This window comes from Psychromicrobium silvestre (assembly GCF_013408295.1).
Classification (GTDB): domain Bacteria; phylum Actinomycetota; class Actinomycetes; order Actinomycetales; family Micrococcaceae; genus Renibacterium; species Renibacterium silvestre.
Genome location: NZ_JACBYQ010000002.1, coordinates 1,053,748 through 1,076,117 on the forward strand (window position 1 = coordinate 1,053,748; position 22,370 = coordinate 1,076,117).

Annotated in this window: 19 protein-coding genes and 1 tRNA gene; 12 read left to right on the forward strand and 8 right to left on the reverse strand. The window is 60.1% G+C overall.

Features of this window, described 5'->3' with window-relative positions; all coding sequences use genetic code 11:
- Positions 1 to 28 precede the first annotated feature (28 nt).
- The 5 genes from FHU41_RS12855 to FHU41_RS12875 all read left to right on the forward strand — a co-directional run bounded on the left by FHU41_RS12855 (position 29) and on the right by FHU41_RS12875 (position 3,263).
- Positions 29 to 490 carry a winged helix-turn-helix transcriptional regulator gene (locus tag FHU41_RS12855; protein ID WP_179390018.1) on the forward strand — a complete coding sequence of 154 codons (462 nt, stop codon included), beginning with the start codon at positions 29 to 31 and terminating at the stop codon, positions 488 to 490.
- Positions 491 to 699: 209 nt separating this feature from the next.
- Positions 700 to 1,197 carry an HNH endonuclease gene (locus FHU41_RS12860; protein WP_179390019.1) on the forward strand — a complete coding sequence of 166 codons (498 nt, stop codon included), beginning with the start codon at positions 700 to 702 and terminating at the stop codon, positions 1,195 to 1,197.
- Positions 1,181 to 1,804, forward strand: a complete 624-nt coding sequence (gene mobA / locus FHU41_RS12865; protein ID WP_179390020.1) for an NTP transferase domain-containing protein — start codon at positions 1,181 to 1,183, stop codon at positions 1,802 to 1,804. The genes FHU41_RS12860 and mobA overlap by 17 nt, the downstream gene beginning before the upstream one ends.
- Positions 1,805 to 2,071, forward strand: a complete 267-nt coding sequence (locus FHU41_RS12870; RefSeq protein ID WP_179390021.1) for a DUF6457 domain-containing protein — start codon at positions 1,805 to 1,807, stop codon at positions 2,069 to 2,071.
- Complete coding sequence (locus tag FHU41_RS12875) at positions 2,064 to 3,263, forward strand: molybdopterin molybdotransferase MoeA (protein ID WP_179390022.1); 1,200 nt, start codon at positions 2,064 to 2,066, stop codon at positions 3,261 to 3,263. The genes FHU41_RS12870 and FHU41_RS12875 overlap by 8 nt, the downstream gene beginning before the upstream one ends.
- Before the next feature lie 43 nt (positions 3,264 to 3,306).
- Here FHU41_RS12875 and FHU41_RS12880 read toward each other — a convergent pair whose 3' ends face one another.
- Positions 3,307 to 5,619, reverse strand: coding sequence for an FdhF/YdeP family oxidoreductase (locus FHU41_RS12880; RefSeq protein WP_179390023.1), 2,313 nt, complete (start codon positions 5,617 to 5,619; stop codon positions 3,307 to 3,309).
- 21 nt (positions 5,620 to 5,640) lie between these two features.
- Here FHU41_RS12880 and fdhD point away from each other — a divergent pair, with 21 nt between their 5' ends.
- The 5 genes from fdhD (at position 5,641) to FHU41_RS12905 (ending at position 14,075) form a co-directional block, all read left to right on the forward strand.
- Positions 5,641 to 6,498 carry a formate dehydrogenase accessory sulfurtransferase FdhD gene (fdhD, locus tag FHU41_RS12885; protein WP_179390024.1) on the forward strand — a complete coding sequence of 286 codons (858 nt, stop codon included), beginning with the start codon at positions 5,641 to 5,643 and terminating at the stop codon, positions 6,496 to 6,498.
- A 148-nt stretch (positions 6,499 to 6,646) separates the two neighbouring features.
- Entirely contained in the window at positions 6,647 to 9,682 is a 3,036-nt protein-coding gene (locus FHU41_RS12890) for a glycoside hydrolase family 38 N-terminal domain-containing protein (RefSeq protein WP_179390025.1), read from the forward strand.
- A 162-nt stretch (positions 9,683 to 9,844) separates the two neighbouring features.
- Positions 9,845 to 11,284 carry an RNA polymerase sigma factor gene (locus FHU41_RS12895; RefSeq protein WP_218847221.1) on the forward strand — a complete coding sequence of 480 codons (1,440 nt, stop codon included), beginning with the start codon at positions 9,845 to 9,847 and terminating at the stop codon, positions 11,282 to 11,284.
- A gap of 103 nt (positions 11,285 to 11,387) precedes the next feature.
- Complete coding sequence (locus tag FHU41_RS12900) at positions 11,388 to 13,196, forward strand: DUF7927 domain-containing protein (RefSeq protein ID WP_179390027.1); 1,809 nt, start codon at positions 11,388 to 11,390, stop codon at positions 13,194 to 13,196.
- 198 nt (positions 13,197 to 13,394) lie between these two features.
- Positions 13,395 to 14,075, forward strand: a complete 681-nt coding sequence (locus FHU41_RS12905; RefSeq protein WP_179390028.1) for a class F sortase — start codon at positions 13,395 to 13,397, stop codon at positions 14,073 to 14,075.
- A gap of 45 nt (positions 14,076 to 14,120) precedes the next feature.
- Here the strand turns inward: FHU41_RS12905 and FHU41_RS12910 are convergent, their stop codons facing one another.
- The 3 genes from FHU41_RS12910 to FHU41_RS12920 are packed head-to-tail and all read right to left on the reverse strand — an operon-like array spanning position 14,121 to position 16,387.
- Positions 14,121 to 14,912 (reverse strand): amino acid ABC transporter ATP-binding protein, encoded by a 792-nt coding sequence (locus FHU41_RS12910; protein WP_218847222.1) that lies wholly within the window; start codon positions 14,910 to 14,912, stop codon positions 14,121 to 14,123.
- Positions 14,899 to 15,558: an amino acid ABC transporter permease gene (locus FHU41_RS12915; protein ID WP_179390029.1), complete on the reverse strand. Its 660-nt coding sequence runs from the start codon at positions 15,556 to 15,558 to the stop codon at positions 14,899 to 14,901. The genes FHU41_RS12910 and FHU41_RS12915 overlap by 14 nt, the downstream gene beginning before the upstream one ends.
- A 25-nt stretch (positions 15,559 to 15,583) precedes the next feature.
- On the reverse strand, positions 15,584 to 16,387 hold the full coding sequence (locus FHU41_RS12920) for an amino acid ABC transporter substrate-binding protein (protein ID WP_179390030.1): 804 nt from the start codon (positions 16,385 to 16,387) through the stop codon (positions 15,584 to 15,586).
- A gap of 201 nt (positions 16,388 to 16,588) precedes the next feature.
- Between FHU41_RS12920 and FHU41_RS12925 the strand changes: the two genes are divergently transcribed.
- Positions 16,589 to 18,481 (forward strand): ABC transporter ATP-binding protein, encoded by a 1,893-nt coding sequence (locus FHU41_RS12925; RefSeq protein WP_179390031.1) that lies wholly within the window; start codon positions 16,589 to 16,591, stop codon positions 18,479 to 18,481.
- A gap of 58 nt (positions 18,482 to 18,539) precedes the next feature.
- Here the strand turns inward: FHU41_RS12925 and FHU41_RS12930 are convergent, their stop codons facing one another.
- The 3 genes from FHU41_RS12930 to FHU41_RS12940 form a co-directional block, all read right to left on the reverse strand.
- The gene (locus FHU41_RS12930) at positions 18,540 to 19,139 is read right to left on the reverse strand and encodes a DUF6314 family protein (RefSeq protein ID WP_179390032.1); all 600 of its coding nucleotides are present in this window, start codon (positions 19,137 to 19,139) and stop codon (positions 18,540 to 18,542) included.
- Positions 19,140 to 19,313: 174 nt separating this feature from the next.
- Positions 19,314 to 19,387 (reverse strand) — tRNA-Arg (locus tag FHU41_RS12935).
- A gap of 130 nt (positions 19,388 to 19,517) precedes the next feature.
- The gene (locus FHU41_RS12940) at positions 19,518 to 20,177 is read right to left on the reverse strand and encodes a TetR family transcriptional regulator (protein ID WP_218847223.1); all 660 of its coding nucleotides are present in this window, start codon (positions 20,175 to 20,177) and stop codon (positions 19,518 to 19,520) included.
- Positions 20,178 to 20,280: 103 nt separating this feature from the next.
- On the opposite strand from FHU41_RS12940, the gene FHU41_RS12945 reads away from it, so the two are divergent.
- Positions 20,281 to 20,586 carry an NIPSNAP family protein gene (locus FHU41_RS12945; protein ID WP_179390033.1) on the forward strand — a complete coding sequence of 102 codons (306 nt, stop codon included), beginning with the start codon at positions 20,281 to 20,283 and terminating at the stop codon, positions 20,584 to 20,586.
- Positions 20,587 to 20,659: 73 nt separating this feature from the next.
- On the opposite strand, the gene FHU41_RS12950 is transcribed toward FHU41_RS12945, so the two are convergent.
- Positions 20,660 to 22,315: an NAD(P)/FAD-dependent oxidoreductase gene (locus FHU41_RS12950; RefSeq protein ID WP_179390034.1), complete on the reverse strand. Its 1,656-nt coding sequence runs from the start codon at positions 22,313 to 22,315 to the stop codon at positions 20,660 to 20,662.
- Positions 22,316 to 22,370: the final 55 nt, after the last annotated feature.

A 22,370-nucleotide genomic window follows, 5' to 3' on the forward strand; every position in this document is an offset into this window, starting at 1 on the left:
GACTGACTCCGTGAGGTAGCCTAGCTGAATGAGTCCAGATTTCAAACCGACACCAAGAGAGTGCTCGATCACTGATGCCCTGGCGGTGCTCGGCGACCGGTACTCCTTGGCGATCGTGCGTGAGCTCTTCTACGGCAACCGGCGGTTTGTGGACCTCATCGCGCAGCTTGCAGCACCACGCAGCCTGCTCGCCAGCCGGTTGAGCACTCTCGTGGAGGTAGGTGTCATCGAGCGCAGGCAGTACAGCCAGCGCCCTCCGCGCGACGAGTACGTGCTTACTGCAGCGGGTCGTGATCTCATGCCAGTGCTTCTCGCGCTCAAAGAGTGGGGCGACAACTGGTGTCGCGGTGGTGAGCAGACCGCAATCTTCCGGCACGACTGCGGAGCCGAGCTCCATGCCGTCGCGACCTGTGCCAGCTGCGGTGCGGAGATCGAATTCGAGAACCTGGAAGTGATCGGCGGCACCAATCCGCCGGATATCCACCTCTAGTGCTACAACGGCAAAAATGCTGCGTATCAGCGGGCGTTTGCAGGTTGCCAGTCGATGAATTTTCCCCGACACGTCCACGGCGGGGATATCAGAATTCGCCCATTCCGGGCACTTCCGCATAATCTGGTGTTGAGTTCAAGATCTGGAGCTGCGACAGGGCAGCCGGCTTTGCCGAGACGACTCCGGGTCAGCGAAGAGGGACGACGCCTATGCGTACTCTTGTTCTGAATGCTGGTTATGAGCCGCTGGCGGTGGTTACCTTCCGCCGGGCGCTGATTCTTGTCCTGGCAGGCAAAGCCTCTGTTCTAGCCGAGGGCGACGATCCCGTGGTGGGTCCGCAGGAGATTTTAGGACGCCCCTCGGTGATCCTGTTGAACAGATATATTCGCTTGCCGTACAACCGTGAGGTACCGGTCAGTCGCCGTGGTGTGCTGCGCCGGGATGAACACCGATGCGCTTATTGCAGCAAATCCGCGAGCACAATAGATCATGTACACCCCAAGTCTCGCGGCGGTGCTCATAGTTGGGAGAACCTGGTGGCTTGCTGCTTGCGTTGCAATAACCTGAAGGGTGATCACACCCCCGCCGAAATGAACTGGCAACTACGTCTGACCCCGCGGGCGCCGCGAAGCGGGCACTGGCAGATCCGCGAACTGGAAAAGCCAACACCGGAGTGGGATTCCTTCCTCAGTGAATCCGCTGCCTGAGTCGCCAGCCCTCGCGGTGCTTGCCGGGGGTAAAGGGAGCCGACTGGGCGGCGTCCTGAAAGCTGGGCTGAACTACCAAGGGACCCCACTGCTCGCCCGGCTCCTCTCCGAGGTCTGGGAGGTCTCGGCCGGTAGCGGTGAAGCTACCGTGGTGGTGGGTGACGCCGTCGTACTGAGACCTCTGCTTTCCGGCCTGCCCGGAGCCGAGGCAGTTCGGTGGGCCCGGGAAGACCCGCCCTTCAGCGGCCCGGTAGCCGCGCTGGCCGCCGCCCTACCGCACCTCGGCCCGGGCTTCGTCCTGCTGCTAGCCAGCGATCAACCAGCCGCTGCCGAGGGAGTGAGAGCACTATTGCAGGCAGCCCCAGGACCCGACGGGGTGCTTTTGCAGGACTCTGAGGGTAGAGATCAGTTTTTGCTGGGGCTCTACCGGGTTGCGGCACTCCGCCGCGCTGTGGCTCAGGTGATCGCCTCCGGCAATTCCAGCCAGAGACTGGGAGCGGTCATTGCTAGGCTGGAGCTTGCCAGAGTCCTGGCACCCGGTCGCTCGGCGGAAGACATCGATGAGTGGGCCGATGCGGCACAGTGGGGCATTGAGAAAGGGCAGTGAATGGAACAGCAAGCGATTCTGGATGCATGGTGCAGCGAGTTGCTGGCGAAACTGGAGATCTCGGGAACCCCGGTGGATATTCAGGCCGTTCTGGCCCTGGCCGGAGAAGCCGCGCACGGCGTGGTCCGACCGGCAGCCCCACTGACCACCTTTATCGCAGGTTTCGCGGCAGGCTTGGCCGCCGGAAGCGGTCAAGCCTCGGATGACCTCGCCATGCGTTCAGCCATCGAAGCGGCACGGCAAGTGCTTCTGGCGCGCGATGCCTGAGATTCGACTTAAACACGATTGGCTTGAGGCTAGACAGCTCGCCTTTGAGGCGGCCGCCAGCTTGCCCGATGAGCAAATCCCCTTGGCTGCGGCCGGGGGCCGTACCCTAGCCTCCGAGGTGCGAGCCTTACAGGACCTGCCGCATTTCGATTCCGCGGCGATGGATGGCTGGGCGGTCAGCGGCAGTGCCCCCTGGATCTTCGCTCCGCCGGGTGAGCGGCTCTATCCCGGCCAAGCTAGCCCGATCCTGACCGGTGGAGTGTTGCCACCGGGAGCCAAAGCGGTCCTGCGCAGCGAAAGCGGCGAAGAAACCGTAGATGGTGAGGGCTTAGCAGTGCTGGGACTGAGTACGACGGCGGCTCCCGGCGAGCCCAAGGCCGGCCAGCATATTCGACGGCGAGCCCAAGAGGCCGGTGCGGGCGAAGTTTTGCTGGAAGCAGGGTCGATTTTGAACCCAGCCCGGCTGGCGCTTGGCGCGCTGGCTGGGGTGGACGAACTTACCGTGGGTGGAAAACCGAAGGTGCGGCTTCTGCTGACAGGTAATGAGATCATCGAAACCGGGTTGCCGGAGCCGGGGCAAGTTCGCGATGTTTTCGGTCCGCAACTGGCCTGGACAGTTGAAATGCTCGGGGGTGTGGTGACCGGACAGCAACGGCTAAGCGACGAGCTACCGGCTACCGTGGCGGCGCTTTCCGAGGACGATGGGCAGCTGCTGATTAGCACGGGCGGCACCGGCCATTCGAACGCCGATTATTTGCACCGGGCGCTCGCAGAGATCGGCGCCGAGTTGCTCGTGGATGGCGTTTCGATGCGGCCCGGGGCCCCTAGCTTTCTTGCCGCCTTACCCGAGCTAGGCTCCGGCCCACGTTTCCTGGTGGGGTTACCGGGAAATCCGTTAGCTGCTTTTATCGGCTTGCTGACCTTGGCGCAGCCCCTGCTGGCGGGCCTGAACGGCGAGGCATTGCCGGAGATCGGCCAATTGGCCTGTGGTGTTGCTTTCGAGCCCCTGGCCGGGCGTACCCGATTGATGCCGTATCGGGAACTCTATGGCCTGGCTTCCCCGGTGTCCAAGGTCGAAGCGGCCATGCTGCGTGGCCTGGTTCAGGCCGAGGGCATCATGGTGGTACCACCGCACGGAGTGCGGATGGGGGAGTCGGTGCAGGTTTTGCCCTTGCCCTGGTCAACGCCTTGACGGTGTGCACTCAAAGAACCGCCAAAAGGCTCAGCCAGGAAACCTAGGAGGAGCGGTGCTCCAGCCGAATCACGACGGCCTTAGAGGTTGGGGTGCCGCTAATATCCGCGGTTGATTCGAGCGGCACCAGCACATTGGTCTCCGGATAGTAGGCGGCGGCACAGCCCCGCGGCGTCGAATACGGCACCAAACGGAAGGCTTCCGCGCGGCGCTCGCTGAGCACACCGGAATCCGGATCGGTCCACTCCGAGACCAGATTAACCTCTTCGGCCTCGGCGAAGCCGAGTTCGGCCAGGTCTTCGGCATTCACCAGCACCACCCGGCGGCCTCCGTAGACCCCACGATAGCGATCATCCTTGCCGTAAATCGTAGTGTTGTATTGATCATGGGAGCGGAGCGTCTGGAGGAGCAAACGGCCCGCGGGCACTCGTGGGAACTCCAACTGATTTGCGGTGAAAACGGCTTTACCACTCGGGGTGCTGAACTGTCGCTCGTCCCGAGGTCCATGGGGCAGCACAAAGCCTCCGGGCCGATCGATCTTCTGCTCGTAATCGGAGAATCCCGGCACCACGGCGGCGATGTGTTGGCGGATCTGCCCGTAGTCCCCGCTCAGGGAGCCCCAGCTGGCTACTGGGGCACCTGGCCTACTCTTGCCTTCATGATCGGTGAAGAGCGCTTCCGAAAGTCGCGCAATAATGGCCACCTCGGAGAGCAACTCGGCGGAGGCCGGTCGCAACCTGCCGTGTGAGGCATGCACCGCGCTCATAGAATCTTCCACCGTAACGCGCTGTTCACCCCCGGACTGGCTGTCTTTTTCGGTGCGACCCAGAGTGGGCAGGATGAGCGCTCTGCGTCCGGTCACCAGATGAGAACGATTGAGCTTGGTGGAGACCTGCACGGTGAGCGAGGTGTTGCGCAGCGCAGCTTCGGTCACCTCAGTGTCCGGGGTCGCCCTGACAAAGTTGCCACCCATACCCATGAAGACCCGTACCTGCCCAGCCCGCATGGCCTGGATAGCAGCTACCGTATCGAAGCCGTGCTTGCGAGGGGAGCTGAACGCGAACTCGGCATCCAGGGCGGCATGAAAGCTTTCCGGCATCTTCTCAAAGATGCCCATGGTCCGGTCACCCTGCACATTGGAGTGACCACGCACCGGGCAAACCCCTGCCCCGACCTTGCCGATGTTCCCTTGTAACAGAAGCAGATTCACCACGTCCCGGAGGGTAGCCACCGAATGCTTGTGTTGGGTAAGGCCCATTGCCCAACAGACGATGGTGCGCTGTGAGGCCATCAAAGCCGTCGCGGTGTCCCGGATCTGCTCTTCGGTGAGGCCGGTGGCGGTGAGCACCTCGGCCCAATCCAGGTCTTGTAAACCGGATTGGTATTCCTCGAAACCAATGGTGTACTGCTCAATGAAGGAGCGGTCCAAGGCGCCCGCATCCACTAGGCATTTGCCCAGGGCCTGGAAGAGCGCTTGGTCCCCGCCTAACCGGATTTGCAGGAATTGATCCGCGATCGCCACGCCGCCACCAACTAGGCCGCGGATGGTCTGCGGATTCTCGAAGCGCAGTAACCCGGCCTCTGGTAGCGGGTTAATGGCAATAATGCGTGCGCCGTTGCGCTTGGCCTTCTCCAGGGCGGAGAGCATCCGGGGATGGTTAGTGGCGGGGTTCTGCCCAGCGATCAGGATTAGCTCGGCTTGGTGGATGTCCTCCAGGGAGACGGAGCCCTTGCCAATTCCAATGGTCTCGACAAGTGCCGAGCCGGAGGATTCATGGCACATATTTGAACAGTCCGGCAGATTATTGGTGCCTAGGCCGCGGACCATCAGCTGATAGAGAAAGGCTGCCTCATTGCTGGTTCGCCCGGAAGTGTAGAAAACAGCCTGCTCGGGGGAGTCTAGGCTGAGCAATTCATCGCTAAGTAACGTAAAGGCCTCATCCCAACTGACCGGGCGGTAATGGCTAGCGCCCTCGTCGAGAAGCATGGGATGGGTGAGTCTGCCCTGCTGACCGAGCCAATAATCATCTTGTTGCAGCAAATCGGCAACCGAATGCTCGGCGAAGAACTGCGGGCTGACTCGTCTTTTCGTTGCTTCCTCGGCGACCGCTTTGGCCCCGTTTTCGCAGAACTCGGCGACATGTCGCTTATCGCCTTCCGGCCAGGCGCAGCCTGGGCAGTCGAAACCATCCTTCTGGTTCACCCGCAAGAGCGTCTCGGCTGAGCGGAGCGGCCCCATCTGCTCCATTGAGATTTGCAGCGCGTGTAGCACCCCTGGGATGCCTACCGAGGTCTTCTTCGGCCCCTTGATGCTGAGTTCGGATTCGTCGATGCCATGCCGAGGAGCTTTGCTCATGGTTCAGTCTAGGCTTATCCCGTGAGCAGGTTAATACAGCGGGTGCGAGTGACACGATTAACGCTCGACGGCGGCGCCTCCACGGTGCGCTCCAGCGAGCGGGAGGATGTGCTTGCGGCCGAAGAACCACTGGAAATCCGGATTGGCGAAGATCCCTTTAGCGTGACGATGCGAACCCCCGGGGATGATTTTGACCTGGTCGCGGGCTTCCTGGTCTCGGAAGGGGTGATCGGAGCAGCCGATGAACTCATCTCCTTGCGGTTCTGCGCAGGCGAGGATGAGGATGGCAGGCAGACCTTTAATGTGGTCCAGGCTCAACTCCGGCCGGACGTTTCGGTGCCTGATCTGCACCGGCATGTCTACACCACTAGTTCTTGTGGAATCTGTGGAACCGCTTCGATTGAGGCAATCCGCAAGTCCTCTCGCTTTGCCCCAGCCGATGATCCACTCCGACTCTCCGCGCGCGCTCTGGCTGAATTACCGGAGCGATTACGTGCGGGCCAGAAACTCTTTAGCAAGACCGGCGGAGTACATGCCGCCGGACTGTTCACGGCTCAAGGGGAGTTGCTCTGCCTGCGCGAGGATGTGGGCCGACACAACGCCGTGGATAAGGTGGTGGGTTGGGCGTTGCGAGAGCACAAGCTGCCGCTGAGCGGGACGGTTCTGCAGGTCTCCGGTCGGGCTTCCTTTGAATTAGTGCAGAAGGCCGCAATGGCTGGCATCCCGATGCTGGCCGCGGTGAGCGCGTCGTCGTCGTTGGCCGTGGAACTGGCAAAGCAATTGGGTCTTACCCTGGTGGGCTTCAGCCGAGGGACCTCGCTTAATGTCTACACGGGCTCGGAGCGGGTCGAGCTGATTGCCGAGACTATTAGTCGCTGATTGGTGAAAGGTGACGGCTTGCGGTGAATATTTCATGTGAATAGGCTAAGTTTTAGCCAACTCCGGTGGCGTAATCGAAAAAACGCCATTAGGCTCTATTAAGTACATCCCAAAGATAAAAACCCGCTGTGTGTTCGTAGGAGAATCTGTGCACGATGATCGTCGTCTCACCGAGGCACGTCTAGACCGCTTTGTCCGCGAACGCCTAGACCGGGCGCTCTACCGTAAATCCCTGCCGCTCACCGTGACCGCGTGGGACGTGCCGGACGAACCGGTGCCCTTTGCCGAAGCGATAGGCCAGGATTATCAAGCAGTGCAGCAGGGAGAGTCCTGGGGTGCCCCTTGGAGCACCAAATGGTTGCATGTCACCGGTGAGGTGCCTGCGACCTTCGGCGAGCCGGGCGGCCGGATTGAAGTGGTCGCGGAGCTCGGCTACAGCAATGAGATGCCCGGCTTCCAGTGCGAGGGCATAGCTTGGCGTAAGGACGGCAGCATAGCGAAGGCGCTTTCGCCGTTGAATAAATATGTTTCACTCGAGCAGCTCTCCGGATCGGAGGAGCCGGATCGGAGCATCGATTTCTATATCGAAGCCGCCGCAAACCCCGACGTCGCCCAAGGCTGGACCTTCCAACCCAATCCAATCGGCGATAAGGCCACCGCAGGCAGCGAACCGCTCTACAAACTGGGCAGCATAGCGATTGCCGAACTAGATGAAACCGTCTGGGAACTGAAACAGGACATCTGGACGCTGTCGGGGTTGATGCACGAGCTGCCGATGGAGTTGCCCAGACGGCATGAGATCTTGCGCGCTTTGGAGCGGATGCTCGATGTAATGGACCCCGACGACGTTGCGGGCACCGCGCAGGCAGGGCGTGAAGCGCTCGTTCAGGTGCTTAGCCAGCCCGCCTATGCCTCGGCACACCGAGTGGTGGCCACCGGACACGCGCATATCGACTCGGCCTGGCTCTGGCCGGTGCGCGAAACCATTCGCAAGTGCGCACGAACTTTTTCCAATGTGATCGCCCTGATGGACGAGCACCCAGACTTCGTTTTCTCCTGTTCCTCGGCTCAGCAGTTGTCCTGGATCAAGGAGTTCTACCCGGAGCTCTTCGAACGGATCAAAGTCAAGGTTGCCGCCGGACAGTTTGTTCCGGTGGGTGGAATGTGGGTTGAATCCGATACCAATATGCCCGGTAGCGAGGCGATGGCTAGGCAATTCCTGGAGGGTAAGAGCTTCTTCCGCCGCGAATTCGGGGTGGACTGTAAAGAGGCCTGGCTGCCTGACTCCTTCGGTTACTCCGGGGCGCTGCCGCAGATCGTGGCCTCGGCGGGCATCGATTACTTCCTCACCCAGAAGATTTCCTGGAACCAGGTCAATGTGATGCCGCACCACACCTTCCTCTGGGAAGGCATCGATGGCAGCCGAGTCTTCACCCACTTCCCGCCAGTCGATACCTACAACAGTGAGCTGAGCGGCCGCGAACTGGCTCATGCACAGAGCAACTACCGCGAAAAGGGAAACAGTAATATCTCCCTGGTTCCCTTTGGCTGGGGCGACGGCGGCGGTGGACCAACCCGTGAAATGGTAGCGGCTGCGCATCGCACCGCCGCATTGGAAGGCTCTCCCGCCGTGCAGTTGGGCAGCGCGAAGAGCTTCTTTGAGCAGGCTCAAGCGGAATACCCGGCACCGCCGGTCTGGCTCGGTGAAATGTACTTGGAATTGCATCGTGGCACTTACACCTCGCAAGCCAATACCAAGAAGGGGAACCGGCGCAGCGAGCACCTGCTCCGGGAGGCCGAGCTGTGGGCGGCTACCGCCACCGTTCGGAAGGGCGCTCTCTACCCGGCCGCGGAACTGAAGCGGTTATGGCAATTGGTTCTGCTCCAGCAGTTCCATGACATCCTCCCGGGCAGCTCCATTGCTTGGGTGCATCAGGACGCCGAGCGGAACTACGCTGCTATCGCCACCGAGCTGGAAGCCATCATCACCGCCTCGATGAAGGTGTTGGTTGGCGAGGGCGATACCGTGCTGAGCTTTAACGCCACGCCCCACGAACGTTCCGGAGTGCCGGCGCTCGCCGCTGCCCCCGAGGTCACTAGCGATTCTCCTGTTCAAGTCACCGAGGTTAATGGTGGCTATGTGTTGGACAATGCCATCGTTCGCGCTGTGATTGACGGTAATGGGCAGATCACCTCCTTGATGGATTACGCCACCGGTCGAGAAGCCATTGCACCCGGCGGAGTGGGTAACCGCTTGGAACTGCATCGGGACACTCCGAATGCCTGGGATGCCTGGGACATCGATGAGTTCTACCGCCGCAATGTCACCGACTGCACCGAAGCGCACTCGGTGACTTTGGAACGCGCCGGTTGGGACGCCGTCGTTGTGGTGGAGCGTTTAATCGGCGCCTCACCGCTGACCCAGCGGATCAGCCTGGCTGCGGGCTCGCCCTCGCTCAGCATTGTCAATCAGATTGACTGGCAGGAAAGCCAGAAACTGCTCAAACTCGGCTTCGAGCTTGATGTGCGGGCCGACCGTAGCGCGTCCGAGACTCAGTTCGGCCATGTCTTCCGCCCCACGCACACCAATACCTCCTGGGAAGCCGCCAAGTTTGAGATCTGCGCGCATCGATGGATTCATGTCGGTGAAGCGGGCTACGGGGTGGCCGTCTCCAATGGTTCCAGTTATGGCCACGACGTCACCCGGGCGGTAAGAGATTCCGACGGCGGCACCACCACTTCGGTGCGATTGTCGCTATTGCGCGCGCCTAAATCGCCCGATCCGCACTCCGATCAGGGCGAGCATGAACTGACCGTGACCATCCGACCCGGCGCAGCCATTGCGGATGCCGTTGAGGAAGGCTACCGGACCAATCTGGCACCCCGCACCATCGCCGGAGCGGAGCCGGTGGAACCACTCTTCTCTGTCTTCAATGCAGCCTTGGTCATCGAGGCCGTCAAGCTGGCCGAAGATGGATCCGGCGATCTGATTGTCAGGCTCTATGAGTCACTGGGGGAGCGGTCTACCGGCTTGCTCAAGGCATGTTTCCCGGTGCTTTCTGTGCAGGCAACCGATCTGCTGGAGGAAGCGATCGAGGCTCCCACTGGGGTGGTTTTGGGCAGCGATTCGGTCGAGCTTATGCTGCGGCCCTTCCAGCTGGTGACGCTGCGCTTCAAGCGCTGACTCAGACATTCACAAAGCCCTCGGGTATTCGCCTTCGCCTGAACCGACAGACTTCCCGGGTGTCCCAACTCGATAGCTTATTGCAAAAATATTGCTTTTGGACGCTGCTGGCTGGTTCTACTCCCGCTGGTGGGCCATACTTTGTTATCTGGGGTGGCCCAAGTGCTGCTAGTGGTTGTGACGCCGGGGGGCGCAGTGGGACTAAGTGATGAAGAGCTGTTGGTTCGCGCGCGTGATGGCGAGGTCGAGGCCTTTGAGAAGTTATTTATCCGTCATCGACAGCAGGGCTATTGGATCGCGCGACGGTATTGCGGAAATAGCAGCGATGCCGATGATGTGCTCTCCGACGCCTTCACCTATGTTTTGGCACGGATTCAAGCGGGGGAAGGTCCTCGGGAGGCTTTTCGGCCCTATTTGCTGACCGCGGTTTCCAGGATCGCCCAGCGGTACAACCTGGTAAATAATCGGACCACACCTACCGATGATTTGTCCGTCATCGATACGGAAACCATCGATGACAATCGGGTTATTCGCCAGGCTGAGACCGAGTTGGTGGCGAAGTCCTTCACCGATTTGCCGCCACGCTGGCGATCCGTGTTGTGGCTGTCCGAGGTTGACGGTCTTAAGCCGCGGGAGGTGGCGCCCTTTCTCGGGATAAAAGCCAACGCGGTCTCGGTGCTGTTGAATCGGGCAAAGCGTGGCCTCCGGGAAAACTTCATCGATAACTACGTTGCACGGCAGAACTTTCCGGAGTGTGAGAACTTCAAGAATCAGGCCAAGTTATTAGTCCAGGCTGGCATGAGCGCAAAGGACAACGAGGAGTTACGCGCCCACGCTGCAGAGTGTCATTGGTGTAATGGGCTGTTGGGCTATCTTGATGACACCAAGATCGGCATGCGCGGCGTGGTTTTCCCTGCCGTGACGGGCTTGGCTTTCCTGCTTCCTTCCGAAGACCACAGCACCCGCGTCGCGGCTATTGTGGGCAGACGATCGTGGCAGGTGCTGGCAATCGCTGCGGGCTCGGTGTTACTGCTGTGCATCGGGCTGATCATTTGGCAACTGACCTTGCCTGAGCCCAATGTATCCGCCGCGCCGCCCGATGACCCCAATGGGGTGGCTCTGCAATCTGCGTCTCCCACTGCTTCGGGAGCCCAATCGCCGATGGGCTCGACCTCGGCTAGTCCGAGTTCCTCATCGTCGGGGACCTCAACTGCTTCGCCGACCTCCTCGGTGTTTGCGCCGTCGAAATTGCTGCCGTATACCGGCGTGACGGTCTCAGGGACCGGAGTTGGTTCAACCAGGCGCGTTCTGCTGGGCTTTCAACTTACGGCAGGAACTGTACCGGGCACGACGACGATGACCATCACGGTGAAAGGTCCGTATCAGCTCAGTGGTGGTGTTCCTGCGGCACCCGGATGGAAATGCGTCGGGACCGGGGCCGTTGGACAGTGGAAGTGCCAATCCACCTCGAGTGCCAGCGAGGGCAGGATCGGCTTCGTGCTTGTGCAAGGCTCGGGGCAGGGGGATGGAAGCATCGAATATCTGATGCAGTCCGCCTCTGCTGGCCAAATTCAAGGCATAGTTCCGCTCACCGACCGCTAGCACCTTGGCGGCGCGTAACGATTTCTGATCTCAAAGTACTTATATGAGTTAGGGCGTCTTGATCAGGGACGCTGCATCATGTTGGTCCAAAAGGGGAACTTTAATGAAATCACCGTCAATCCGGGGACGATTCCTGGCAATCGCCACGACCGGATTACTCGTTACTTCCGCGGCTGTTGCCGCGATTACAGCCGCACCGGCGAACGCCGCCTCCTTGGACAGCACGTCTCCCGTGACAGCCGTCACCTTGGAGTCACCTTACGGGGGAACCCCCTCACGACAAGGTCCGGTGGTCAGCATCAAGGCTGGCTTCGATATTATGCTGCCTAATCCTGGCGATACGTTCACGGTGAAGGTCCCGGCTGAGTTCACGGCATTGATCGGCAAAGCCGGCAATGTTTTGCTTTCCGATGGGACCGTTGTTGGCACGGTCGCTCTTGATTCCGCCGATGCTTCGGGTAGCACCGCGATCATTACTCTTGGTGCGGTGGTGGCGAACTACACCGAGCTCAAGGGTGACCTGCATTTCGGGGCCACTTTTAAGGATCCCTCGACCATCCCGGTAGCTGGTATGGCCTATAGCGGCACGGTTCAGGCTGGGAGTAGAAGCTTCCCTGTAAGCATCCCGTTCACTGCGTCCGGAAACCTCTCGAACTTCACGTATGGAAACTACTGGACTACACCGGTGGGGGATAACGGTGGTAGCCAGTCGAACGCTTTTGTAGCGAACACCACGGCTACCTACAACGCCGCTGACTCCTTGAACAATTCGATGATCTTCGATATCGTCTCGAAAACTACCCCTGATCAGTTGTCCGGGTTGATAGGCTCCGGTGGCATCGGGACCGTCCCTTCACATGGCGGGATTACTGGTGATTGCACGAGCATCAAGGTGTACTCGCTGCCTGCTCTCGTTCCAAATCCGACTTTTCCGATTACGAATGGAACCCCGCTCACTGTGGGGACGGACTACACGATTGACTGTAACGCGCAAAGCCCGGCCGGTACGCCTTCGGGAACTCTCGATGCCTTCAGGATCAATATCTTGCACCCCGTGAATGGCCAAAGCTATGGGGTAACCGCAACCTTCGCGACGGCTGGGCGTGGCAGCGCGCTCCCGGTTTTGAGCAGCACGGGTCCTGGCTACTACTACTTCACTGGTTCGCTGATCTACGACGGCCGTCTGCTGACTGACCCGGCTAATTCGAAGAAATACACTCATGCTGGTGGTAACGCCGGTATTAACATCGTTGATCCTGTTGGTGCAGCGACGGCTGTTGTTGCAACACCCGGTTTGACCGTGACGAAGACCGCTGATCCCGCAAACGCTAAGGTCAAGCCCGGCCAGAAGATCAATTACACGATCACGGCGAAGAACACCGGAAACATTGATCTGAGCACGGCTACGATTACCGATGATCTCAGCGGGGTGCTCGGGGCAGCAACCGTCGATGCGGGGTCTATCGCGGCTAGTGCGGGAACCGCCACACTTAGCGGTGGCAAGCTGAGCTGGACCGGTCCTGTTGCCGTGGGAGCAACGGTCACTATTAGCTATAGCGTCACGGTAAATCAGAACGCGAGTAACGGTGCGACCGTGAAAAACCAGGTCTCCGGCCAAGGTGCCGGTGTGCGTGGCGGTTCGAGTAAGGCTCCGTCGGTCAGCACCAGCAATATCGTGAGTGCACCGGCGACCCCTCCTGTGGTGACGCCGTCGCAGGAGCCAAGCACTACCCCTGCGATCGTACCTCAAGGTAATACTGACGAAGCTCAGCCGATGGTCGACGCGGGCACCGTTGGGCAAAGCACTAGCCCGAACCCCTGGATCGTCGGCGGCGGTATCGTCGGCGTGATCCTCGCCCTCCTTGGTCTAGCCCTGGCTGCCGCGAAGCTCCGCACCCGGCGCCAGCACTAACCAAAAACCGCCGTTCTAGCGATTTTCCACTCCGAGCTAGGACGGACAACCGCGGAAGCGTAGTAGGAGAAGACCTGTCCCCTATGCAGTTTCTCCTGTCCCCTGATCAGCTTCCGCGGTAATCGTGGAGGGGGTAGCCTAGTTTCCCCCCAAGCAACGAACCTACCCCCTCCACACTCACCGCTATGAAAGCAAGACATGTCACAAATCATCACCGCAAGTGAAAACGAAGCACGGCTCAGGAAGCCCCGAGTAGGGTTCAAAATCATCATTGCCGCCTGCGTCGTTCTCATGATTGCCAGCGCGGTGCTGCTTGTCGCTGGACTACACGGCTTTGCCGGTACTACGGAGTACGCGCCGGCGCCAGCCCTTTCCGCGCCGTTCAACGCCTCCGAACCAGATCAGTTCGAGGGCGATACCACCGCACCAAAGCTGCCAGCCATGACGCTGGCTATTCCGGCGGTTGGCTTGGAAATCCCGCTGGTTTTAGCCGGTACCAATGTCCAAGGTGGGCTAGATATTCCCGAATCAACCCACGCAGCCATCTACGATAAGGCTGCCGCGCTGAAGGCGACTCAGGGCTCAACGCTCATTGCCGGGCACGTCAACTTTGCTAACGCTGCCCCCGCCCCGATGGCCGATATCGCCAAGATCACCAAGGGAACCCCGATCTTCGTAAGCGATGAAAAGGGCACGGTACAGCGTTTTAAAGCCATAGCTGCCACCGAATACACCAAGAAAAAACTGCCCGATGCTTTCTTCTCAGCCAAGGGCGCCAGGCAGCTTGTGCTCCTCACCTGCGGCGGGCCCATCGGTGAGCTTGAAGGCAAACTCAGCTACCTGAATAACACCGCTATCACCGCGCTTCCCTGGCCCTAAGCCAGCGCCGGACCACGGCTCGTCAAGAGGCACCCTCACCCGCATTCAGTAGTTGTGCAATACCCGCTGCAAGAACTGTTGGGTGCGTGCTTCCTGCGGGGCGCTCAGCACCTCGGCGGCAGGCCCGCGTTCAACCACGACTCCGCCGTCCATGAAAACCACTTCATCAGCGGTCTGCCGCGCAAAAGCCAACTCGTGGGTGACCAGCACCATGGTCCAGCCCTCCTGAGCCAGCTCCTTGATTACCGTGAGCACATCGCCCACCAATTCGGGATCGAGAGCCGAGGTTGGCTCATCGAAAAGAAGTAGTTGCGGGCGTAAGGCTAGGGCTCGCACAATGCCGACTCGCTGCTGCTGACCACCGGAGAGTTCAAAGGGGTAGGAGTCCTTCTTCTCCAGCAGGCCGACCCTGGCCAATAAGGACTCTGCTTCGGTGGTGGCTTCGGCTCGCGGCCGCTTCTGCACCTGGACGGGCCCTTCAATCACGTTTTGTAGCACGGTCATATGGGGGAACAAGTTGTAGTGCTGAAAGACCATGGCGGAGCGGTCGCGGAGCTCGGCCACTTGCTTTTTGCTGACCGAAGCGGAGAAGTCCAGGGTGGTGGCACCAATGGTGACCGAGCCGCCGTCGGGCGTTTCCAAACCGTTGAGCGACCTGAGCACCGTGGTCTTTCCGGAGCCGGAAGGGCCGATCAAGGCCACCACGGAACCGCGCCGGATCTGCAGGTCAATGCCCTTGAGTACCTCATTGTTGCCGAAGGCTTTTCGCAAGCCGGTAACGTTGAGCACCACTTCTCCAGCGGGCTGTGTGGCTGCCAGGGGGTTAGTGTGCGACATAGCGATCCAACCTCTTTTCGAGGATTGACTGGACGGTGGAGAGAATCAGGCAGATCAGCCAGTAGATGACTGCAGCCTCCAAGTAGAGCGTCATGAACTCGCCTCCCACCGCGGCGATCTGCTGAGCTTCACGGAACAGCTCGGAGACCAGAATTAAGGACGCCAGCGAGGTGTCCTTAACCAGTGAGATAAAGGTATTCGACAGCGGCGGCAGCGAGACCCTAGCGGCCTGCGGCAGGATAATTCGGAGCAAGGACTGGGATCGCGACATGCCGAGCATGTGCCCGGCTTCCCACTGCCCCTTGGGCACGGAGAGAATGGCGGCCCGGATCACCTCGGCGGCATAGCCACCTACGTTGAGTGAAAGCGCGATAATGGCACTCGGCCAAGGCTCAAGCTTCACCCCCAGGCTGGGCAAGCCGTAAAAGATCACGAAGAGCTGCACCAGTAGCGGAGTGCCTCGGATCACTGAAACGTAGAACCGTCCGATTCCAGAGAGCACAATATTGTTGCTCAGCCGCATCAGTGCAATCAGCAAGGCGATGATCAATCCGAGCACGAAAGAAGCGACCGCGAGCGGAATGGTGGCTTGCACCGCGCCGAGTAGAAGGGGCCCGAGCGAGCTCCACACAAGATCCCAAGTCATGGTTCAGCCTAGCTTGACCGGCGGATTACTTGGAAACGTCGGTGCCAAAGTACTTTTTCGAGATTTTGGCTAAGGTGCCATCGGCCGTCAGCTCGGCCAATGCCTTGTTGATTGCGGTGATCAAGGCGGTGGAACCCTTACGAGCGGTGATTGCGCTGAGCGACTTATCGGAGGTCTCCGCGGCGATCTTCAGTCCGGCGTTCGGGTTGTTCTTGACGAAATCCAGGTAGGTCAACTTATCGTTCACTGCGGCGTCTACACGGTCCTGCTGCAACAGTGCAACGGCCTGCGCCCAGCCCTCCACCGACTGCACATTGGCACCGCTCTGCTGAGCCAGTTTGTACCAATTACTGGTGAGTGACTGGGCAGTGGTCTTGCCCTTCAAATCGTCGAAGCTCTTGATCGAGGTATTGCTGTCCTTGGTCACAATCACCCCGGCTGAGACGGTGTAAGGAGTGGAGAAATCGTATTTCTTCTGGCGATCCGAATTAATTGAGATCTGATTGGCGATCACATCGAAGCGCTTGGCATCCAAGCCGGCGAAGATGCCATCAAACTGGGTCTCCTGGAAGGTTGCCTTGACTCCGAGTTTTCCGGCAATCGCCTGGGCGATTTCAACGTCGTAACCCGTGAGGCTCCCGGAGCCGCTCTCGTGGTAGCTGAAGGGCTTGTAGGTGCCCTCGGTGGCGATGACCAGTTCGCCTTTGCTGGTTACGTCACTGAGTGAGGTGTCGGTATTGCTGTCGCTGGAGGGGGTGCTGGAGCAGCCCGCAACAGCCAGGCCTAGGCTGAGGAGCAGGCCAACGGCCAGGAGTTTTCCGCGTTTCATCAACAATCCTCTTTCCGGTGGCTCGGGGTGAGCCAATTGGTCCAGCATGCGACAGTATCAGGGCTAACGTTGTGTGGGCGCGATTGTATTTCCTTAAATGACGTAATCCAGGCGAGGTTATTCGGAGCTGTGCAGGAACAAACCGTCGGTGCCGCGCGCTAACCTACAGGTTGAGCTATCAAATGAGGAGATGGTGCTCGGATGAGCATGGAGAACGCTGCTTGGCATTCGTTGTGGAGTACAGCCAGTGCAAAGAAGGACGACGGCGGCATCAAGAAGGATACGCTCAAGCGCACCTTCGCCTTTGCCAAGCCTTACCGCTGGCGCCTGGTGGTGTTCGTGACACTATCGGTGGTCTCGGCATTCATCGCGGTGGCAACGCCGCTGCTGGCCGGGCGAATCGTGAACGCGATTGTGGCGCGTACCGATCTGCAGCTGATTCTCACCTTGGCGGGTCTGATCGCCATTGTGGCGGTGCTCGACGCCGGGGTGGGCCTTTTGGTGCGTTGGATATCCTCCCGACTGGGCGAGGATGTGATCCTTGATCTGCGAACCACGGTCTTCGACCATGTGCAGAAAATGCCGATTGCCTTTTTCACCCGAACCCGTACCGGTGCACTGGTCAGCAGGCTAAACAGTGATGTGATCGGTGCCCAGCAGGCCTTCAGCGGCACCCTTTCCGGGATCGTCAGCAATCTGGTCACCCTGGTGCTCACCTTGATCGTAATGCTCGGGACTTCTTGGCAGGTCACCGTCCTCGCACTTATTTTGTTGCCAATCTTCTTGCTTCCGGCCCGGAGATTTGGCTCCCGAGTGGCTGGGATGCGCAAGGAATCGGCAAATCTAAATGCCAGTATGAGCACCCAGATGACAGAACGTTTCTCGGCGCCCGGTGCCACCCTGGTCAAGCTCTTCGGCAGACCTGCGGACGAATCGCGAGAGTTTGCCGTACGAGCCAGCCGAGTGCGGGATATTGGCGTCAGGTCCACCATGATGCAGTTCGTCTTTGTCACTGCGCTGACCCTGGTCTCGGCCCTCGCCCTGGCCCTGGTCTACGGTCTGGGTGGATACTTTGCCATCCGTGGTGGTCTGGCTGCTGGTGATGTGGTGGTGCTTGCTCTGCTGCTAACCAGGCTCTATGCGCCGCTTACCGCCTTGGCAAGTGCTCGGGTGGACATTATGAGTGCCCTGGTCAGTTTCGCCCGGGTTTTCGAAATCCTGGACCTCAAGCCCCTGATCGAACAGAAGCCCGAAGCCAAGCCGTTACCGACCGGGCCGCTGAGCGTCGAGTTCGACAATGTCCGCTTCGGTTATCCCTCCGCGGACAAGGTCTCCTTGGCCTCCTTGGAGGAGGTAGCCACCCTGGATACCAGGGGCGGCGAGGAAGTTCTGCACGGGGTGAGCTTTGTGGCCAAACCCGGCCAGACCATTGCCCTGGTCGGGTCCTCTGGGGCCGGTAAATCGACCATCGCTCAGCTGCTCTCCCGGCTTTACGACGTTGATTCGGGAGCGGTCCGGCTGGGCGGGATGGACCTCCGGGATACCACCTTCGATTCGCTGCGAGCCTCGATGAGCATGGTGACCCAAGATGGCCACCTATTCCACGAATCGATTCGTTCCAATCTGTTGCTGGCTAAGCCCGAAGCAAGCGAGGAGGAGCTGTGGTCCGCCCTGCGCAGGGCGCGGTTGCACGATCTGATCGCCTCGATGCCGGACGGCTTGGACACCGTGGTGGGGGAGCGCGGTTACCGACTGTCGGGAGGTGAGCGGCAGCGCTTGACTATTGCCCGCTTGCTTCTGGTGCAGCCGGCCGTGGTGATTTTGGATGAGGCGACGGCGGCTCTGGACTCGACCAATGAGGCGGCAGTCCAGGCGGCCCTGGGGGAGGCGCTACGTGGCCGGACCGCGGTAGTCATTGCGCACCGGCTCTCCACCATTCGAGAGGCTGATCAGATCCTGGTGGTCGAAGGTGGAAATATTGTGGAGTGCGGAAGCCATGAAGAACTGTTGGCGGCGCAAGGCCGTTATGCCGAACTCTACGAAACCCAATTTGCGCAGAGCCCAGGAGATTCGGTGAGCCCGGCGGGGAGCTGAACCGGCTAAGGAGAGCTAGCCACTACCGGGACCCGGAACAGCCGCGCTCACGGCCTGCCTAGGATTGCTTTTCGGGCAAGCGACGCCAAAGGGAATGCAGTAGCTGATCCTTAGTCGGCCCGGCAACATCCCAGCTGACTTCCAATAGCTCGGCCGAATGCACGGCGTACTCAACCCGATAGCGGTCCGCCGAGCAGGGATGCTCGGCCCGCCATTGTCCGGTGCGCAGATCAAGGCTGTGAAAATAGCCACCGTAATCGAAATACCAATCCAGAACGGCTGGATTATCGGTGCTGTGCAGCAGGTAATCCCGTTTTACTGGCGCCTGCGTGCCGGCCCAGCGCAGCTTCCCGGTCTCGCTGTAGCGCAGCACGGTACCGTCCCCATGGGCGCTGTTCTTGAGCTCGGGGTGCTGAGGGGTAGTGAAAACAAGCTGCCCTTCGAAGGTTCCGCTTTGTCCGCTGGCACGATCCAGCACGGTGCGCTCGATTCGCCAACTACCGATCAAAAAAGCAGCCAGATCCGGGACGGTCAAGGCCGGCTCGGCCGGGTTCTGGTTCCGCACCTGGTTCTGCCTGGCGGCTCGTTCGGCCGCATCCACAGAACAGTGCTGGGGGTCCTGCCGGAGGGTGTCTGCCTCGGGATAGCTGTGCTGCATGAGTGAAACTCTATTACCTGGACCCACGGTGCTACTACGCAGAGTGCTACTACGCGGAAGCAGGTCCCACCGAGTTCGGGGTCTCAGCGGGATCAGGCATTTCTTCCCACCGAGATTGTTGACTCGGTGGGCTGGGACGCCGGAGGCAAGAAGCTGTTACCGGACGGCGAGGAGTGCCCCTGGCCGGATTCGAACCGGCGACCTTCCCTTTAGGAGAGGGACGCTCTATCCTGCTGAGCTACAGAGGCGGGGACCGATCCCAGCCAAGATACTCCCGGCGTCGATTCGGTCCGCGAAACAACAGGACTCAGCTTACCGTAGAGCCTCCGGCTGGAGCGAAGCGGTAGCAGCGGGCTGATCCTGGAACCGGTGAACACCTTACTTCGTGGTGGAGCGAGGTGCCTTAGCCGTCGAGATGGTCGCTTCGAATTGGCTCATCGGGGGTGCAGCTACCGGCAGTTCTGGGCGATCGATAGCCCGTAGCCCGTCCAGTAGCAGCGCTAAATAGCGTTTCCAAAGATCGGGCGTCGTGGTGCTCAGCTCGAAAGCAGCCCCCAGCAGGGCGAAGATCACCGCAATATCCATTGCTTCGGCGTCGTCCCGGATGACCTTTGCTTGCCTGGCGTGATGGACTAGCTGGCTCACCGGCTCAATTACCTTAGGCCAGAGACGTCCCGGTAACTCCGTTTCTCCCCGTCCGGACAAAGCCTGATAAAGGCCACGGTCTTCGGCTTGCCGGGCCGCCGTGGTTTCGCAGAAGAAAAGTAATCCCTGCCAAGGGTCCTCGATCAACAAGGCGGCCTCCGCATCGGCAATCATCTGCTGCCCGGCCGCACTGAGAACCTCAGCGGCGAGATCCTGTTTATTGGCGAAGTGGCGATAAACGGTTCCGGTGCCCACTCCGGCATGCCGGGCAATCTCATCGAGGCTCGCATCGAGACCATGCTGCGCGAAAATTTCACGGGCCGCGGCCAACAGGCGAGTTCGATTGCGTGCGGCGTCCTTCCGGATCGGCTTGGCTGCCTCTTGAGAGCTCACGGTTTGATTATTGCAGGCGAGGTGAGCCCCAAGTTTCCTGAGGTGGGTGCTTACTGCCCCATACTGTAAAGGACAGAGCAGGGGAGCGGAGAGGGCGCCACGGATGATTACGATCCATTTACGTTACGAGATCGACGCCGAAAAGCTGGCTGACTTCGAAGAGTATGGCAGGCGCTGGATTGTCTTGGTAAACCGACTCGGCGGCAATCATCACGGTTACTTTCTGCCGAGCGAAGGGGACAGCGATGTGGCCTATGCCTTGTTCACCTTTGAGTCGATGGCGGCCTATGAGAAATACCGGCTGGCCGCCGCGACGGACCCGGAGTGTATTGCCGCTTTTGAACTGGCTCGCAGCACCAAATGTATCCGTCGCTACGAGCGAAGGTTCCTTAGCCCGCTCTTTGAATAAAATCAGGGGTTATCCGAGGCTTGAAGCAGTGCAAGGGCTATTCGGCCCCGCCAACCTCGCCACTACGTCCGAATCAGCGGAGGTCCTCCAGCCAGTTATGCACTAGCGGCACCACGCTGGCACCTTCACCCGTCGCGGAGGCCACCCGTTTCATTGACCCAGCCCGGATGTCGCCCACCGCGAAGACACCCGGGGCGGTGGTCTCCAGGTTGCCCGGGGGTAGACCATCCCGCCAGGTTTCTTTGGGCACATCCCGGCCGGTCAGCACAAAACCACGTTCATCGAGCACCACTTGCTCGGGCAACCAATCACATTGTGGCTCGGCACCGAGGAGCAAGAACAGCCCACCGGCCTCATGCCGACTCAGCTCACCGGTATCGGTGTTCTTAATCTCGATCCAATCGAGGCGTCCCTCGCCGCCGCCGTCGACCACTTCGGCGCAGGACTGGACGCTAATCCTCGGGTTGTACTCGATTTCGTTGATCAGATAGTCGGACATGGTTTCAGCCAGGCTGGGCCGCCGGATCAGAATGGTCACCGACCGGGCGAAGCGGGAGAGGTGCACGGCTGCCTGTCCTGCGGAGTTGCCACCGCCAACCACATAGACATCGCGATCCTCCATCTCTTTGGCTGCGGTCATTGCCGCCCCATAGAAGACGCCCAGGCCCACCAGGGAGTCGATCGACTCAACCCGGAGCTTCCGGTAAGAAACCCCGCTGGCAATAATCACTGCCCGGGCGCGGATTTCCCCGCCGCCGGTCTCCAAGGTATGGATTCCCTCGCCCAGCCGGAGCCCCTCCACTCCCCAGCCGGTAAAGAATCGAGTGCCAAAGCGGATGGCCTGACCACGTGCCCGCTGCGCAAGCCGCATACCGGAGATGCCGCGCGGAAATCCCAGGTAGTTACGGATCATCGAGCTGGTCCCGGCCTGGCCGCCAATCGCCTCAGCTTCCACCACCACGGTATTGAGCCCCTCGGAAGCGCCGTAAACGGCAGCGGCCAAGCCAGCCGGGCCACCGCCCACAATGGCCAGGTCAACCACCTGATCAAGATCGATATCGCTCGGTGCACCGTAGATGGAAATGGCCACATCGTGCACCGTGGGGGCACAGACCGGATCGCCGTTCATCGGTCGAACTATCGGGTACTTCGGCTCCGCGCCGTCTAACATGGCGAGGATTTCCTGACCTTCCGGGCTCTCCGGGGAGTAGGTTCGCACCGGCATGCCCATCCGATACAGAAAATCCCGGATTGCTAGGGCTTGGGCGTCAATCGACGGCGTTATGATCCGAACCGCATCCACCTCGGGTGCGGCCACGGTGGAGCCCCAGTCGGAAAGCATCTCGGTCACCGCGGTGTGAAATTCCTCGTCCCGCACACCACGTGGCATTAGCAGCATGGCATCGAACTTTCCCTTAGCCAGTCCCAGACGCAGCGCCTCCGAATCCTCACGGAAGTTATCCCAGTGCGCTACCACCAGCCGCCGCGCGGTTGCTACGATGCTTCGCCATTCGTGAAAAGCCTTGAGCACATGAGAATCGGGGAGGCGAGAGTCGGCAACGTAGAGCGCAACCTGCCCGCCAGCCTGGTGAATCTGTTCTGTGACCGCTAAAGCCTGGGTCGCGCTGTGTACGGTATGTAGGTCGTAGTCGCGCTGGTAGCGCCAGAATTGCTCCTCAAGCACATCGGAATGATTCTCGGAGACGAGGAGAATGGCTGGATTCGGCATGGGATGAGTCTATGACGATCGAAACATCTGGACCCGCTCGGATCGCGCAGAGCGT

Bases quoted from the DNA above. Each gene is read 5' to 3' on its own strand.
- FHU41_RS12870 (WP_179390021.1), top strand. From the start codon at position 1,805: ATGGAACAGCAAGCGATTCTGGATGCATGGTGCAGCGAGTTGCTGGCG.
- FHU41_RS12930 (WP_179390032.1), bottom strand. From the start codon at position 19,139: ATGCAGCACAGCTATCCCGAGGCAGACACCCTCCGGCAGGACCCCCAG.
- FHU41_RS12925 (WP_179390031.1), top strand. From the start codon at position 16,589: ATGAGCATGGAGAACGCTGCTTGGCATTCGTTGTGGAGTACAGCCAGT.
- FHU41_RS12915 (WP_179390029.1), bottom strand. From the start codon at position 15,558: ATGACTTGGGATCTTGTGTGGAGCTCGCTCGGGCCCCTTCTACTCGGC.
- FHU41_RS12860 (WP_179390019.1), top strand. From the start codon at position 700: ATGCGTACTCTTGTTCTGAATGCTGGTTATGAGCCGCTGGCGGTGGTT.
- FHU41_RS12950 (WP_179390034.1), bottom strand. From the start codon at position 22,315: ATGCCGAATCCAGCCATTCTCCTCGTCTCCGAGAATCATTCCGATGTG.
- FHU41_RS12875 (WP_179390022.1), top strand. From the start codon at position 2,064: ATGCCTGAGATTCGACTTAAACACGATTGGCTTGAGGCTAGACAGCTC.
- FHU41_RS12910 (WP_218847222.1), bottom strand. From the start codon at position 14,912: ATGTCGCACACTAACCCCCTGGCAGCCACACAGCCCGCTGGAGAAGTG.
- FHU41_RS12900 (WP_179390027.1), top strand. From the start codon at position 11,388: ATGAAATCACCGTCAATCCGGGGACGATTCCTGGCAATCGCCACGACC.
- FHU41_RS12905 (WP_179390028.1), top strand. From the start codon at position 13,395: ATGTCACAAATCATCACCGCAAGTGAAAACGAAGCACGGCTCAGGAAG.
- FHU41_RS12920 (WP_179390030.1), bottom strand. From the start codon at position 16,387: ATGAAACGCGGAAAACTCCTGGCCGTTGGCCTGCTCCTCAGCCTAGGC.
- FHU41_RS12880 (WP_179390023.1), bottom strand. From the start codon at position 5,619: ATGAGCAAAGCTCCTCGGCATGGCATCGACGAATCCGAACTCAGCATC.
- FHU41_RS12855 (WP_179390018.1), top strand. From the start codon at position 29: ATGAGTCCAGATTTCAAACCGACACCAAGAGAGTGCTCGATCACTGAT.
- FHU41_RS12945 (WP_179390033.1), top strand. From the start codon at position 20,281: ATGATTACGATCCATTTACGTTACGAGATCGACGCCGAAAAGCTGGCT.